This window comes from Pelomonas nitida, assembly GCF_043555975.1.
Taxonomy (GTDB): domain Bacteria; phylum Pseudomonadota; class Gammaproteobacteria; order Burkholderiales; family Burkholderiaceae_C; genus Pelomonas; species Pelomonas nitida.
This window is the reverse complement of the sequence record NZ_JBIGIA010000007.1, coordinates 283,897-298,622: the sequence shown is the minus strand read 5'-3', so window position 1 is coordinate 298,622 and position 14,726 is coordinate 283,897. Positions and strand designations below refer to the sequence as shown.

The 14,726-nt window shown below is 68.8% G+C and carries 14 protein-coding genes, 1 tRNA gene and 1 pseudogene; 4 read left to right on the top strand and 12 right to left on the bottom strand.

Annotated features, from left to right (window positions below):
* On the top strand, positions 1–443 hold a 443-nt coding region (locus tag ACG00X_RS11680; RefSeq protein ID WP_394488349.1), incomplete at its 5' end, for an ATP-binding protein.
* Positions 444–535: 92 nt separating this feature from the next.
* Here the strand turns inward: ACG00X_RS11680 and ACG00X_RS11675 are convergent.
* Positions 536–1,000: pseudogene (locus ACG00X_RS11675) on the bottom strand (IS66 family transposase); the annotation flags it as partial.
* A gap of 14 nt (positions 1,001–1,014) precedes the next feature.
* The gene (locus ACG00X_RS11670; RefSeq protein ID WP_419964733.1) at positions 1,015–1,143 is read right to left on the bottom strand and encodes a transposase; all 129 of its coding nucleotides are present in this window, start codon (positions 1,141–1,143) and stop codon (positions 1,015–1,017) included.
* Between the two features lie 253 nt (positions 1,144–1,396).
* Between ACG00X_RS11670 and ACG00X_RS11665 the strand changes: the two genes are divergently transcribed.
* Positions 1,397–3,388: a monovalent cation:proton antiporter family protein gene (locus tag ACG00X_RS11665; protein WP_394488348.1), complete on the top strand. Its 1,992-nt coding sequence runs from the start codon at positions 1,397–1,399 to the stop codon at positions 3,386–3,388.
* 33 nt (positions 3,389–3,421) lie between these two features.
* On the opposite strand, the gene ACG00X_RS11660 is transcribed toward ACG00X_RS11665, so the two are convergent.
* Positions 3,422–4,765, bottom strand: a complete 1,344-nt coding sequence (locus ACG00X_RS11660) for a DUF6585 family protein (RefSeq protein WP_394488347.1) — start codon at positions 4,763–4,765, stop codon at positions 3,422–3,424.
* Positions 4,766–4,895: 130 nt separating this feature from the next.
* Here ACG00X_RS11660 and ACG00X_RS11655 point away from each other — a divergent pair, with 130 nt between their 5' ends.
* Positions 4,896–6,158: an acyl-CoA dehydrogenase family protein gene (locus ACG00X_RS11655; protein WP_394488346.1), complete on the top strand. Its 1,263-nt coding sequence runs from the start codon at positions 4,896–4,898 to the stop codon at positions 6,156–6,158.
* 161 nt (positions 6,159–6,319) lie between these two features.
* Here ACG00X_RS11655 and ACG00X_RS11650 read toward each other — a convergent pair whose 3' ends face one another.
* The 6 genes from ACG00X_RS11650 to rsmB all read right to left on the bottom strand — a co-directional run bounded on the left by ACG00X_RS11650 (position 6,320) and on the right by rsmB (position 12,008).
* Positions 6,320–6,691, bottom strand: a complete 372-nt coding sequence (locus tag ACG00X_RS11650; protein ID WP_394488345.1) for a hypothetical protein — start codon at positions 6,689–6,691, stop codon at positions 6,320–6,322.
* A gap of 143 nt (positions 6,692–6,834) precedes the next feature.
* Positions 6,835–6,910: transfer RNA gene (locus ACG00X_RS11645), tRNA-Phe, on the bottom strand.
* 65 nt (positions 6,911–6,975) lie between these two features.
* Positions 6,976–7,713, bottom strand: coding sequence for a response regulator (locus ACG00X_RS11640; protein WP_394488344.1), 738 nt, complete (start codon positions 7,711–7,713; stop codon positions 6,976–6,978).
* Positions 7,714–7,719: 6 nt separating this feature from the next.
* Positions 7,720–10,005: a sensor histidine kinase gene (locus ACG00X_RS11635; protein ID WP_394488343.1), complete on the bottom strand. Its 2,286-nt coding sequence runs from the start codon at positions 10,003–10,005 to the stop codon at positions 7,720–7,722.
* A 103-nt stretch (positions 10,006–10,108) separates the two neighbouring features.
* A complete protein-coding gene (locus tag ACG00X_RS11630; RefSeq protein WP_394488342.1) occupies positions 10,109–10,672 on the bottom strand; it encodes a DUF4390 domain-containing protein in 564 nt (187 codons plus the stop codon).
* 1 nt (position 10,673) lies between these two features.
* Positions 10,674–12,008, bottom strand: coding sequence for a 16S rRNA (cytosine(967)-C(5))-methyltransferase RsmB (gene rsmB / locus ACG00X_RS11625; protein ID WP_394488341.1), 1,335 nt, complete (start codon positions 12,006–12,008; stop codon positions 10,674–10,676).
* A gap of 43 nt (positions 12,009–12,051) precedes the next feature.
* On the opposite strand from rsmB, the gene folE reads away from it, so the two are divergent.
* Complete coding sequence (folE, locus tag ACG00X_RS11620; RefSeq protein WP_394488340.1) at positions 12,052–12,753, top strand: GTP cyclohydrolase I; 702 nt, start codon at positions 12,052–12,054, stop codon at positions 12,751–12,753.
* A 7-nt stretch (positions 12,754–12,760) separates the two neighbouring features.
* Here the strand turns inward: folE and ACG00X_RS11615 are convergent, their stop codons facing one another.
* The 3 genes from ACG00X_RS11615 to queC are packed head-to-tail and all read right to left on the bottom strand — an operon-like array spanning position 12,761 to position 14,527.
* Complete coding sequence (locus ACG00X_RS11615) at positions 12,761–13,273, bottom strand: demethoxyubiquinone hydroxylase family protein (RefSeq protein ID WP_394488339.1); 513 nt, start codon at positions 13,271–13,273, stop codon at positions 12,761–12,763.
* 7 nt (positions 13,274–13,280) lie between these two features.
* Entirely contained in the window at positions 13,281–13,826 is a 546-nt protein-coding gene (locus ACG00X_RS11610; protein WP_394488338.1) for a LemA family protein, read from the bottom strand.
* On the bottom strand, positions 13,823–14,527 hold the full coding sequence (gene queC / locus ACG00X_RS11605; RefSeq protein WP_394488337.1) for a 7-cyano-7-deazaguanine synthase QueC: 705 nt from the start codon (positions 14,525–14,527) through the stop codon (positions 13,823–13,825). Before queC ends, ACG00X_RS11610 begins: the two co-directional genes overlap by 4 nt.
* Positions 14,528–14,726: the final 199 nt, after the last annotated feature.

The window sequence follows — 14,726 nt, the reverse complement described above, 5'->3', positions numbered from 1 at the left end:
AACGGGTGCGGTTCTACTCGACGGTCGATCTGGTCAACGCACTGGAGCGAGAGAAGGCCGAGGGGCGTGCTGGCCGCATTGCGCTAACGCTGATGCACATGGACCTCGTGATCCTGGACGAACTGGGTTACCTGCCGTTCAGCCAAGCCGGTGGGGCGCTGCTGTTCCACCTGCTCTCCAAGCTCTACGGGCGCACCAGCGTGATGGTCACGACCAACCTGACCTTCGGCGAATGGGCCAGTGTCTTCGGGGACGCCAAGATGACCACGGCGTTGTTGGACAGGCTCACGCATCACTGCCACATCATCGAAACGGGCAACGAGTCCTACCGCTTCCGGCACAGCAGCGAGACGGCCAAGACACGCATCCGGGCCAGAGAGCAGACCCGCAAAACAGCGCCTGCCGACCCCAGCACGGAGGACCCGCCAACGCATCAGGACTAGACTTATCCACAGATGGCCGTCATCGCGACGGCCTCCGCCCCCTGGTCAAGATTCAATCGGCGCGGGTGGTCAAAGTTCGGTCGGCGCCAACACATGATGGCCGCGGCCCGCTTGCCCGCGCGAAGGCTGCCGGCGAAGAGCCAGTTCGCTCTTCCGAGAGCAATTGGGCGGATTTGGTTTTCTACCCAATTGTTGTCAATGGGCAGACGTCCGTCGTTCAGGTAGCGCGTTAGCGCAGCCCAGCGTCGTCGGCTGTAGTCGATGGCCTTGGCGGTTGCCGAGCCGTCCGGCACCTTCTGCCGGGGCTCGTCGAGCCATTGTTTGAGCGCATCGGCGACAGGCTTGGCTCGCTCGAGTCGAAGCGCTCGTCGGTCGTCAGTGTTCAGGTCTGCGGCATCGCGCTCGACGTCGTACAGCGCCTGGAAGAACTTCAGCGCCTGCTCGCCGACCTTGCTCTGGTGGTTGGCCCAGAGCTCGTGGAACTTGCGTCGAGCGTGCGCCATGCAGCCGACCTCGGCGACGCCCATTTCGAAGCACTGTTTGTAACCACTGAAGTCGGGCGCTGGCTGATTCAGTTGCTCAGCGTGCCCGTCGGGATATCCAGCTTGGCCGCGGCTTCCTGATGACTCAGCCCCTGGTCGGTCACCAGCTTCACTGCTTCGACCTTGAACTCCGGCGTGTATGTCGTCGTTTTCCTCATCGCTTCCTCTTCGGTCAATCCGCCCTCAAGCGGGTGTCCGGGAAAGTCAGGCTACCTCACCTGTTCCTGGCTCCAATATGCCGAACATCGGTGGCTCTATTACGGCGGTCGGTGACACGTGGCCGCCCAGGTCGGCGGCGGCGATGCTGGGCTTCACGCCCAGGTCCTGCAGCAAGCCCCAGCTGCTCGAGTTGCCGGGCTAACCTGTTGCTCAAAGTTCAGCCGGCGCGAACAGCCCGCATACCATCGGCACGTGACCTCCCTGGACCTTGCCCTTCTCTATCTCGTCGCCGCGGTGCTGGGCGTTGTCGTTTGCCGGTCGCTGAAGCTGCCGCCCATGCTGGGTTATCTGGCTGTTGGCGTGATGATCGGCCCGAATGCGCTGGCGTTCGCGCATGACTCGGCCAGCATCCAGTACCTGGCCGAGTTCGGCGTCGTGTTCCTGATGTTCGCCATCGGGCTGGAGTTCAACCTGCCCAAGTTGCGCGCGCTGAAGACGGCCGTCTTCGGGCTCGGCATGTCGCAGGTGGTGCTGACGATCGTGGGCGCCATCGCCGGCAACGCGCTGCTGATGACAGGGCTGAAGCTGCTGGGCCAGGCCTGGGACCTGAGTTGGGAAGGTGCGCTGGTGCTGGGTGCGGCCATGGCGATGAGCTCGACGGCCATCGTCGTGAAGCTGATGGCCGAGCGGCTGGAGCTGGAGAGCCCGCACGGCAAGCTGGTCATGGGCGTGCTGCTGTTCCAGGATCTGGCGGTGGTGCCTTTGCTGGTGCTGATCCCGGCGCTGAACAGCAGTGGCGGTGAGATGGCCGAGGCGCTGGCCTGGGCCGGGCTGAAGGCAGTCGTGCTGCTGGGCGTGCTGTTGTTCGGTGGCCAGAAGCTGATGCGCTGGTGGCTCACGCTGGTGGCGCGGCGCAAGAGCGACGAGCTGTTCATGCTGAACCTGCTGCTCGTCACGCTGGGCCTGGCCTGGATGACGGAGCACGCCGGGCTGAGCCTGGCGCTGGGCGCATTCGTCGCCGGCATGTTGATCTCGGAGACCGAGTACCGCCATCAGGTGGAGACCGACATCCGGCCCTTCCACGACGTGCTGCTGGGGCTGTTCTTCATCACCATCGGCATGAAGCTGGACTGGCATCCGCTGGTGGACAGCTGGTGGCTGGTCATCGCGCTGACGGCGCTGCCCGTGCTGGCCAAGTTCGTGTTGATCGCCGGGTTGGCGCGGCTGTTCCGCTCACCGCCCGGCGTGGCGCTGCGCACCGGGCTGTACCTGGCGCAGGCGGGCGAGTTCGGTTTCGTGCTGCTGACGCTCGGGGCGCAGCAGAACCTCATCGCGGCGCAGTGGGTCAGCCCGGTGCTGGCGAGCATGGTGCTGTCGATGCTGGCCACGCCCATCCTCGTCATGTACAGCAACCGCATCGTCATGAAGCTGTCCAGCAGCGACTGGCTGATGCAGTCGGTGCAGCTGACGAGCATCGCCAAGAAGAGCATCAAGACCGAGGCCCACGTCATCATCTGCGGCTACGGCCGCTCGGGCCAGAACCTCGCGCGGCTGCTGGACGGCGAACACATCCCCTACATGGCGCTGGACCTGGACCCCGACCGCGTGCGCCAGGCGGCGGCGGCGGGGCAGAGCGTCGTGTTCGGCGATGCCGCCAAGGTGCAGAGCCTGATGGCGGCGGGCCTGGCGCGGGCGGCCGCCGTCGTCGTGAGTTACCACGACACGCCGTCGGCGCTGAAGATCCTGGACCTGGTGCGCGCGCACGCGCCGCGCGTGCCGGTCATCGTGCGCACCATCGACGACGCCGACCTGGAGCGCCTCAAGGCCGCCGGCGCGACCGAGGTGGTGCCGGAGGCCATCGAGGGCTCGCTGATGCTGGCCTCGCACGCGCTGGCGCTGGTGGGCGTGCCGATGCGCCGCGTCATCCGCATCACGCGGGACGCGCGCGACAAGCGCTACGGCCTGCTGCGGGGCTACTTCCACGGCACCGATGACGACACGGTGGACGAGATCGAGCAGGCCCGCCTGTCCTCGGTCACGCTGCCCACGGCCAGCCCGCATGCCGGCCGCCCGCTGGACGACCTGGCGCTGCACGCGCTGGGCGTGGCCGTCGTGTCGCTGCGCCGCGCGAACGGCCAGGGCCAGCTCGTCGACGGCGCCAAGCTGGCCGGCGGCGACACGCTGGTCATCAGCGGCGTGCCGGCGGCGCTGGCGCTGGCCGAGCAGAAGCTGCTGGCTGGCTGAGGCTGCGTTGGCGAGTGGCGGCGGGCGCGGCGCTCAGCCGCTGCGGGCCAGGCCCATGCCGCGCTGCTGGATCAGCTGAAGCAGCAGGTCAGGGTTGCGCAGCTTGCCCAGCGAGACCTTCTCCCACGTCAGCAACTTGCCCTTGCGCTTGATTCGCAGAATGCCGGCCTTCAGCACGCTGGACTCGATCTCGGCCCAGGCCAGCACCTCGCCCGTCTGCAACTTCCCCTTGATCAGCCCGTCGCGGCAGGCACCCAGGGCGCCGAAATCGACGCGCTCCCCCGCCGCCAGCCGGGCCAGCAGCGCCGGCACCGCATGCTGGGCCACCTGCTCGCGCAGCCGCTGGCCCAGCGGGCCGTGCGCGTCCACACCGCCCGAAAACAGGCCGTTGCCCACCTTGAACTGGCGCTGGCCGGCATGCAGCGTGTACGTCACCGCGACATTGCCGCGAAAGTGGCGCTCGGCAATGGCCAGCGCGTCGACGGCCTCCCAGCGCACCAGCGGCTTGGCGCCGCCATGGCCGGCGCGGGCCAGGCCCTTGGGCGTGACGATCCACGCGACCCGGTTGCGCCACAGCGAAAAGCCGCCTAGCGCCAGCAGCGCGACGATGACCACAGGCAGTGTGGCGCTCGCCACGTGGGCATCCACCCACGCGCCGGCGGCGACGAACAGCAGTGGCGGCGCGGCCAGCAGCGACAGCGCAAAGCCCAGCAGCCACGGCGATGCGCCAGCGAACGTGGTGCAGTCCGGCCCGCCGAGGCCGCGCCGCCAGACATCGCTGAAGTAGTCCGCCGCCACCCAGGCGGCCACCAGCAGCAGCGCCAGCGCACCGGCCGCCGCGAAGCCCACGCCGTCGCCCTCGGTGCTGGGCGTGGCGCCTTCTTCCAGCCGCATCGTCGCCCGCGAGGTCCAGGTGTTGGTGTCGGCGATGCTGCTGCGCACGCTCTCGGGCAGCTCGCTGATGACGCCGACTCGGCTCTCTGCCTTGCCGTAGATCGAGTCGCGGTTCATCGCGGCGCTGGCGGCCTCGCGGGTGCGGTAGTCCTGCAGCAGGCGCAGCCACAGCTTCACGTCGGTCTTCTGGCCCGTGGCGGCGTGCTGGAAGCTCGCCGCCGACCCGACGCCGACATGCACATGCGCGTGATCGCCGCGCTTGCGGCTCTGCGAGTACTCCACGACCCAGGTCGGCAGCAGCCAGGCGTCGGTGATGCGCACGAGCTGGCCATCGCGTGGTATCCGGCCCGCCTCGATGTCGGCCATGCTCACGTCGCGCATCACGCGCAGCGTGGGGTCGGCGTCCATGATGCTGATGCCATACAGCAGCGCGCACAGCCCGAGCAACCCGGCGATCGCCTTCATCCAGAGGTATTGCTTCATCGTCTTCCCTTCCACCGTCCCGATGGCGGCGCGAGTGTGCACCAGCATGCAGCGGCGCTGCCGCCTGCGTGACAAGCTCGCGCGGCGGGCTGAGACAAACTGCCGTCGCCCGCACTGCAGAAGCCGAGTCATGCATTTCGACTATTCGCCCCAGGTTGCCCGCATGCGCGAGCAACTGCTCACCTTCTTCGAGGCCCACATCTATCCGAACGAGCGTCGCTACCTCGAAGAGGTGGAGGCCAACCGCCGCGCCGGCAACCCCTGGCAGGCGACGAAGGTCATCGAGGAGCTCAAGCCCAAGGCACGCGCGGCCGGGCTGTGGAACCTGTTTCTGCCGCGCTCTGACCGCGCTCCCGAAGGGCTGTCCAACCTCGAATACGCGCCGCTGTGCGAGATCATGGGCCGCGTGTTCTGGGCGCCCGAGGTGTTCAACTGCTCGGCGCCGGACACCGGCAACATGGAGACGCTGGAGCGCTACGCGTCGGACGCGCTGAAGGACCGTTGGCTGGAGCCGCTGCTGGCCGGCGAGATCCGCTCGGCCTTCCTGATGACCGAGCCTGCCGTGGCCTCGTCCGACGCCACCAACATCGAATGCCGCATCGAGCGTGATGGCGACGACTACGTCATCAACGGCCGCAAATGGTGGAGCAGCGGCGCCGGCGACCCGCGCTGCGCGGTCTACATCGTCATGGGCAAGACCAGCCCCGACGCCGGCAAGCACGAACAGCAGTCCATGATCGTCGTGCCGGCCGATGCGCCGGGCATCACCGTCGTGCGGCCGTTGTCGGTGTTCGGCTACGACGACGCGCCGCACGGCCACATGGAGGTCGAGCTGAAGAACGTGCGCGTGCCGGTGGCCAACATCCTGCTTGGCGAGGGCCGTGGCTTCGAGATCGCGCAGGGTCGCCTCGGGCCCGGGCGCATCCACCACTGCATGCGCTCCATCGGTGCCGCCGAGCGGGCGCTGCAACTGATGTGCGAGCGCGCCGTCGCGCGCACCGCCTTCGGCAAGACGCTGGCCCAGCAGACCGTCACGCAGGAGCGCATCGCCGAGGCGCGCTGCATGATCGAGCAGGCGCGGCTGCTGACGCTGAAGGCCGCCTACATGATGGACACGGTGGGCAACAAGGTCGCCAAGGCGGAGATCGCGATGATCAAGATCGTCGCGCCCAACATGGCGCTGCAGGTCATCGACTGGGCCATCCAGCTTTTCGGCGGCGCCGGTGTGTCGCAGGACACGCCACTGGCCACGATGTGGGCCCACCAGCGCACGCTGCGGCTGGCCGATGGGCCGGACGAGGTGCACCGCAACTCGCTGGCCAAGCTGGAGCTGGCCCGCCACATGAAGCTGCCCACCGACAAGATCGCGATGCCCATCACGCGCGGCGCCTGAAAGCGCACGGCGTCTCGGCAGCCGGGGCGTGCCGACGGCTTGCACTTCGAGTGATCGGGCGCCGCGTGATGCCCGCCTTCCCGGCTTGTCAGGCTTTGCCGACAGGCTCCAAGTGGCAGCGGCGGACAGCCCCGGCGACGCGAGCAGTCAGCCCCGGCGCATCAATCGGCCAGCACCGCAGACGTTGCCAGGCTGTCAGCCTGCTCAACCAGCAACGCCGCCAGTTGTTCGGGCAGGTCGTTGTCGAAGCTCATCAACAGGTCGGCGGGTTGGCTCGCGGCGGCCGCCCTCAGCACGGCGGTCAAGCAGGACTTTTGCGCCACGGTCGCCGCCTGGCCAAGCCTGGCCTCGAGCAGCGCGACTGTCTCGTCGCGCACGCGGTCCGAGCCCAGCACATGCCATGCGTAGTCGACCTCGTACCGTTCCACCGCGTCCTTCAGGCTTTCGCCGTCCAGCCGCGACTCCTGCGCAAACGCAGTCAACGTGCGGGTGCAGAGGCTCTTGAGAACGAACGCCAGCAGTTCGTCGTGCATGGGGGAGTTTCCAGCGGCCACGGCGGGTCCTTGACAGATCAACCACCCACGGGAACGGGCGCTACCGAAGGCCCATGGGCGGACCTGCGACCACTGAAAAGCAAAAACCCCTGATTCCATCGGGAACCAGGGGTTTGCAATCTTGGTGGCCAAGGGCGGAATCGAACCACCGACACGCGGATTTTCAATCCGCTGCTCTACCAACTGAGCTACTTGGCCTTTTTGCTTCGCCGAGCTGCAAGGCAGATCAGCGAAGTCCACGACTATAGCACAGGACTTTGGCGTCAGCCACCCGCGCCGCGTTTGTTGCGGCTGAGGTCCACGCCCAGCTGCTTGAGCTTGCGGTAGAGGTGCGTGCGCTCCAGGCCGGTCTTCTCGGCCACGCGGGTCATGGAGCCGTTTTCCTTGGCGAGGTGGAACTCGAAATAGCTCTTCTCGAAGGCGTCGCGGGCCTCGCGCAGCGGGCGGTCGAGCTCGAAGCTTTGTTCGGACAGCAGCGTGTGGCTGTTGCTGGCGTTACCGGCCAGGTGGCCGGGCAGGGTGCCGCCGATCTGCCCGGGCGTCGTGGCGGGCAGGCCGCCAAGGCTCAGGCTGGGGGGCAGCTCGGCGCGTGCATAACTGGGCTGGCCCATGGCGGCCGGCGCAGGGCGCGGCGGCGCCGTCTTGACGAGCGCCTGCTCCACGGCTCGCAACAGCTTTTGCAGCGTGATGGGCTTTTCGAGGAAGGCGATGGCGCCGAACTTGGTGGCTTCCACCGCCGTGTCGATGGTGCCGTGGCCGCTCATCATGATGACGGGCATCGTCAGCAGGCCGGCACCGCCCCATTCCTTGAGCAGAGTGACCCCGTCGACATCGGGCATCCAGATGTCGAGCAGCACGAGGTCGGGGCGCATCCGCTCGCGCGCCGACCGCGCCTGGGCGGCGTTCTCGGCAAGCTCGATGGTGTGCCCCTCGTCGCTGAGGATCTCTGACAGCAGGGCGCGAATGCCCAGCTCATCGTCGACAACAAGAATGGTGGCCATGAATCCTTAAGTCTTGGCGCCCTGCATGCCGGGTTCGGTGGCAGGCGTCAGATTCGAAAATGATAGCGAAACTTGCGCGCCGATCACGACGGCGTCATGTTCTTCAGGAACGGGAGAACCCGCATCGGGAGCGGGATGGAGGTTGCGCAGGCTGATGCGGGCACCATGTTCGTCGGCAATTTTCTTCACGACGGCCAGGCCCAGGCCGGTGCCCTTGGTCTTGGTGGTGACGTAGGGCTCGAAGGCGCGCTTGAGCACCTTCTCGGCGAACCCGGGGCCGTTGTCGACGATGTGCAGCCGCACGGCGCGGGGCGCGCCGGCCTCGGTCAGCGCCAGCGACGAGCGCACAGTAACGCGGCCGTCGGGGTGATCCTGCACGGCATCGAGCGCGTTCTGCACGAGGTTGTGGATGACCTGGCGTAGCTGGCTGGCGTCGCCCTTGATGTGCGGCAGGTTCGCGGCCAGCTGCGTCGTGAGGCGGCCGGTCTCCTGCGCCTCGGCGTAGAGGCTGAGCACTTCGTGGATGAGGGCGTTGAGATCCAGGGCTTTCAGCTGCGCGGAGGGCAGGCGGGCGTAGTCGCGGAACTCGTTGACGAGCTGCTTCATCGCCTGCACCTGGTTGACGATGGTGGCCACGGAGCGCACGAGCATGGCCTGGTCCGTGCCTTCCAGCTTGGCCTCGAGCTTGTGCTGCATGCGCTCGGCCGACAGCTGGATGGGCGTGAGCGGGTTCTTGATCTCGTGGGCGAGGCGGCGCGCCACTTCGCTCCACGCGGCAGAGCGCTGTGCGGAGACGACCTCCGAGATGTCGTCGAACACGACCAGGCGGGCGCCGAAGGGCAGCGGGGCGCCGCGCACCAGCAGCGTCAGCGGGTCCTGCTTGGGATGCAGTGCCAGCTCGAAGGATTCCTGCCATAGCTCGCGGTCCAGGTCGCCCGCGCCGTCGCCGCTGGCGCTCTGGTCGAAGCGCTGGTTCAGCGAGGCGGAGAACTCCGACAGGCCCGGCACGTCGGCCAGCGGGCGGCCGGCGTAGGCCGACAGCGGCAGGCGCAGGATGCGCGTGGCACCGGGGTTGACGGTCTCGATCAGGCCGTCGGCATCGAACACGAGGACGCCGGCCGTCAGGTTGTCGAGGATGGTCTGCAGGTGGGTGCGGGCGGCGTCGAGCTCGGCCACCGTGCGCGAGACCTGGGCGCGCGCGTCGGCGAGCTGGCCCGTCATGTCGGCGAACGAGCGCGTCAGCCCGCCGAGTTCGTCGCGCGACGCCAGCACGGGCCGCACCGACAGGTCGCCCAGCGCCACCTGGCGCATGCCGTCGGCCAGCATCAGCAGCGGGCGCGCGAGCTGGTTGCCCAGCGTGACGGCCAGCAGCAGCGCGGCGAACACGGCCAGGATGAGCACCAGCGTCAGCGTGCCGAGATACATGCGGCGCAGGCCCACGCGCTCCAGCGAGCGCTGCTGGTATTCGCTGTTGGCGGTCTGCACGGCCAGCGCGTTGCTGAGCATGTTGGCCGGGATGCGCTGGATGACCATCAGATAGCGCTCGCCCATGCCCAGCCGCAGCTCGGTGCTGGGCAGCAGCGCGAGCGTGCGGATCTGCGCGCCGCCCTGCAGCGCTGCGGCTTCGTCCTCCAGCCCTTCGAGCTGGCTGGCCACACCGCCGCCGCGCGCCTGGCGCAGCATGGCGCTGCTGGGCCGGTCCGGCGTGAGCTGGTGGGTGTCGCCGCCGCTTTCCATCAGGATCTGGCCGTTGCCGCCCACGAGGGCGATGCTGCGCGCGCCGAGCTTGTCGCGCAGGCGCTCCAGCGCGAGCAGCTGCGGCGCGGTGGACTCGGCGAGCTGGTCGGCGGCGTCACGCGTCTTGGTGCCGAGGTCGGCCACCAGCGCGTCCAGCGTGCCACGGCCGAGGTTCAGGCCGGCCTCCAGCGCGGTGGCCAGGCGCACGTCGAACCAGTTCTCGATGCTGCGGTTCACGAACTGGTAGGAGACGGCGTAGATCATCACGCCGGGCACCACGCCGACGAGCGCGAAGATGCCGGCCAGCTTGAGCAGCAGCCGGCTGCCGAAGCGCCCGCGCCGCACGCGCACGAACAGCCGCACGGCGGCCGTCAGGATGACCAGCGTCAGCACGGCGGCCACGGCCACGTTGACCCAGTAGAGCCAGTGGTAGTGCCGCTCGAAGAAGCCGCGCTCGGACGTGGTGCCGACGATCAGCACGAAGGCCAGCACGCCGGCCACGCCGGTGAGGGTCACCAGCGTGATGCCCCAGCCCCACCGCGCCGCGCGATTCATGCCGATGACCCAGGCGCCGCTGCGGCCAACCGAGCGGCGCGCAGTCGCGCACGCCACAGCGCAGCCGGCATCGCCGGCCAACGAACTCGTTGAACCAGGGGCATCACTTCAGCGTGAAATCAGCGGCGAAGCTGCGCTTCTCGTCGATGTTCAGCGCAAAGCCGGACTGCAGGCCGATCTGCATCGGGCGGGGCAGCTGGCTGACGTCGAGCCGGTAGCTGAACTCGATGTAATAGCTGCTGCCGCTGTCTTCGATGTCGCGCGGCTCGGCAATGCGCCAGCCGCTCTGCCCGCGCAGCACGTCCAGCGCGTCGTCCAGCGTCTGGAAGCTCTGGTGCAGCCCGCCCATGGAGACGCGGTACTGCCGCGTCAGCGGCTGCCAGGCCAGGCGCCAGGTGCGCTCGACGCGCGAGATGCGCGCATCCCGCCAATACCAGCGGTTGCGCAGCACGTTGGCCTCGGCCACGAAGTACAGCGGCACCCCTTTGTGCAGCGCCTCCTCGGCGGCATGGCTGAGCTCGAAGCGCGTGCTGAAGCTCAGCTCCAGCCCGTCCTCCACCCGCCGCGTGGCCAGGTTCGCCAGCTCGATGCCATCGGCCCGCGCAGCGCCCGGCAACAGCGCGAGCAGCGCGGCAAAGAAAGCGGCGATGGCGATCCGGGCGAACAAGTCAGGGCTTGGTGATCAACGCGTAGAAGAAGCCGTCCAGGGGCGGCTCAGGTTGAGAGGCATTCTCGGCCACGGGCAGCAGGTGACCCGTGAAGCCGGGCACGGCGTGGGACTTCGCGTGGGGCTGGCGTTGCAAAAACGCGTCGAGCTGGGCCTGACCTTCGGCGCGGAACACCGAGCAGGTGGCGTAAACGAGACGGCCCCCGGGGGCCAGCAGCGGCCACAGCGCGTCCAGCAGTTCCGCCTGGATGGTGGCCAGCGCGGCGATGTCGTCCGGCCGGCGCAGCCAGCGCACGTCGGGGTGGCGGCGCACGATGCCCGAGGCGCTGCAGGGGGCGTCGAGCAGGATGGCGTCGAAGGGCTGGCCGTCCCACCAGGCGGCGGTCTGGCGCGCGTCGGCGGCCTTGAGAGTTGCTTTTTGTTGCAACCGATTCAGGTTGTCCTGCACGCGCGTCAGGCGCTGGGCGTCGGCGTCCAGCGCGGTCAGCTGCAGGTCGGGCTCAATCTCCAACAAGTGGGCGGTCTTGCCGCCGGGAGCGGCGCAGGCGTCGAGCACGCGGGCGCCGGGCCGCAAGCCGGTGCCGATGAGCAGCGGCGCGGCCAGCTGGGCGGCCGCGTCCTGCACCGAGACCAGGCCTTCGTCAAAGCCCGGCAGTGCCGACACCGGCGCCGGCCTGTCGAGCACGACGGCCTGCGGCGTGGCGCCCCCGAGCGCCCGCGCCGGCATGCCCAGCGCGGCCAGGCGCTCCACATAGGTCGCCGCCGTGGCTTGCTGGGCGTGCACGCGCAGCGTCATCGGCGGCGGGCGGTTGTTGGCGGCCAGGATGGCCTGCCATTGCGTCGGCCAGTCGGCCTTGAGCTTCTCGATCCACCAGGCGGGGTGGTTGAAGGCGCCCAGCGGGCTGCGCTCGGCGGCGGCCATCAGCGCCTGGCGTTCGCGCAGGAAGCGGCGCAGCACGGCGTTGATGAAGGCCGCGCTGGCCGGCGCGCGCTGCTTGGCCGCCTTCACGGCCTGGTCGACCAGCGTGTGATCGGCATACATGGGCTCGACGCCGGGCTCGGGCCACAGCAGCGCCAGCGCCACCAGCAGCAGCGCGTTCACGCGTGGCGGCGGGGCCTTGGGTGCCAGCTGCTGGCGCACGGCCTCGGCGCTGCCCAGCCGCCGCAGCGTCGCGAAGGCCAGGGCTTGCGCGCCGGGGCGCAGGTCGGCCGGCGCGCGGGCCAGCAGGTCGGTCAGGGACTTGCCATCGCGCACGCCCTGCACCGCGTCGGCGGCCTGGGCAAGCAGCCGGTGCAAGGGTGCGGAAGGGTGGCCGGACTGGGGGCTTTGGGACATGGCGGGAGTGTAGAAGTGGGCTTTCGGCCGAGAATCCGCGCCCATGAAAGTCCCCGCCCCTGACGCCCCGGTTTCCGAGCGCATCCGCTACCGCCTCGTGTCGGCCGGTTGCCGCCACCACGCCAACGACAACATCGCCGCCTTCATCGAGCCCGGCGAGCTGGACGCTCTGCAGGACGAAGTGCAGGCCAGGATGCAGGCCGTGCTGCAGAGCCTGGTCATCGACACCGACAGCGACCACAACACGCAGGAGACGGCCAAGCGCGTGGCCAAGATGTTCCTGCGCGAGGTCTTCGCCGGCCGCTACGCCGAGGCGCCCGCCGTCACCGAGTTCCCCAACGTCAGCCGCCTCAACGAGCTGATGATCGTGGGCCCGATCACCGTGCGCAGCGCCTGCTCGCACCACCTGTGCCCCATCATGGGCAAGGTCTGGATCGGCATCATGCCCAACGAGCACTCCAACCTGATCGGCCTGTCCAAGTACGTGCGCCTGACCGACTGGGTCATGAACCGCCCGCAGATCCAGGAAGAGGCCGTCATCATGCTGGCCAACGAACTGGAAGGCCGCGTCAAGCCCGACGGCCTGGCCGTCGTCATGGAGGCCGACCACTTCTGCATGCACTGGCGCGGCGTGAAGGACATCGAGGCGGCGATGACGAACTCGGTCATGCGCGGGGCCTTCCTCACCGATGCGAACCTGCGGCGAGAGTTCCTGGCGTTGATGCCGAAGAAGTCGGCAGGCTGAGTTCCGGCTAGAGCTTCATGCCCAGCCAGATGACGGTCTCGGTGGACGCTGCCACGACCGGCTCCAGGCAACGCACCCAGCGCCCGCGGTCCTGCGCCGCCAGCTCGTCGTGGTGGTGCTGCTCGTCGGCCACGATGGCTTCGATGGCCTGCACGGCGGCCGGGTCCAACGGGCGGAGCTGCGTCAGCTGATGCTGCAGATGTCGCAGCACGACTCGCTCTACCGCCACCGTGGTGGCCGCGATCGCGCGGCGACCGAACAGCGCGGTGACGAAGCCGAGCACGAAACCACCCACCCCGCACAGCAGGTAGCTGCGGCAGCGCTGCCGGCCGCGGCGCTGCAACTCGGCCTGGAAGATGGCGCGGTGGCGTTCCTCGTGCGAGCGGAACTCGCGCAGGTCCTGGACCAGCTCCGGCGCCGTCAACCGCGCCACAAGGATCTGCGCCGCATAGATGTGGACGGCGCCGTTCTCGCCGGCATGGTTGACCTTGAGGATGCGGGCGCCCAGGTCAGCGTCCATCGGCAACTCAGAGCGACCTTGCTTCACTGAACCCGTACAGGTTCGCCAGCACCCGCGTCGGGAACTGATGCAGTGCCTCGTTGTACTGGCTGACGGCTTTGTTGAAGACCTGGCGGGTGAAGGCGCGCTGGCGTTCGACGAGCTTGAGCTCGCTGACCAGCGCGTCGATCTCGGTCTCGCTGCGCAGCTCGGCCTGGTGGTCCAGCAGCGACAGCAGGCGGGTCAGCGCCGCCGCGTGCAGCGCGCCGGCCACGGCCAGGCTGCCGGCGGGGTCGGGCGCCCAGGGCTTGGCGCGCACGGCCTGCGTGGCGGCCTGGGACTCGGCCTGCGCCGTGGCCAGTGCATCGAAGGTGGCCTGCTCGCTGGGCAGGCGCGGGCCCACGGCGGCCAGCAGCTTGTCGCAGACCTCGCTGCGCTCCTTGAGGTGCGTGTCCAGCTGCGCGAACGCCTCGCCGATGGCGTTGCGCAGCGACATCAGCCGGTTGTAGGCGCCCACGCTCCAGAAGAACAGCAGCGCCGCTGTCGCAACGCCTATCCATTGCCAGGCCGTCATGCGGCGGCCTTGTAGCGCTCGAAGCCACTGGCCCGCAGCGCGCAGGCCGGGCACTGGCCGCAGCCGTGGCCCCAGGCGTGCAGCTCACCGCGCTCGCCGAGGTAGCAGGTGTGCGTGTCTTCGACGATGAGCTTCACCAGCGCCTCGCCGCCCAGGCTTTCGGCCAGGCGCCAGGTGGCGGCCTTGTCGATGAACATCAGCGGCGTCTCCAGCGTCATGGGCGAATCCAGCCCCAGGCTGAGCGCCACCTGCAACGCCTTCAGCGTGTTGTCCCGGCAATCGGGGTAGCCGGAGAAATCGGTCTCGCACATGCCGCCCACCAACACCGTCGCACCACGGCGGTAGGCCAGCGTGGCCGCGAAGGTCAGGAACAGCAGGTTGCGGCCCGGCACGAAGGTGTTGGGCAAGCCGTTGGCCTGCAACTCGATGGCGCGCTCGCTGGTCAGGGCGGTGTCGCTGATCTGGCCCAGCAGGGAGAGGTCCAGCAGGTGGTCGGCGCCGAGCTTGCCGGCCCACTGAGGGAACTGGCGCGCGATCTCGGCGCGGACGGTGTTGCGGCAGTCCAGCTCGATGCGATGGCGCTGGCCGTAGTCGAAGGCCAGCGTCTCGACTTCGGCGTAGCGGTCCAGCGCCCAGGCCAGGCAGGTGGTGGAGTCCTGGCCGCCGGAGAACAGGACCAGGGCTTTGCGGGTGTCTTGCATGGGCGGGATGCTACCGAAGAAGGTATCTGACGCCTGATGAGCGGCCATCGAACAACCACTCGGTTCCAGGCCCGTGCGGTGCCGGGAGTTCGCCCCGGCGGGCGACCTACTTTCTTGTGTCGACAAGAAAGTAGGCAAAGAAGCGACCCCCGACCGCACCGCCGCTCGCTGCGCGAGCGGTTCCCTGCGCTGCTCAGGC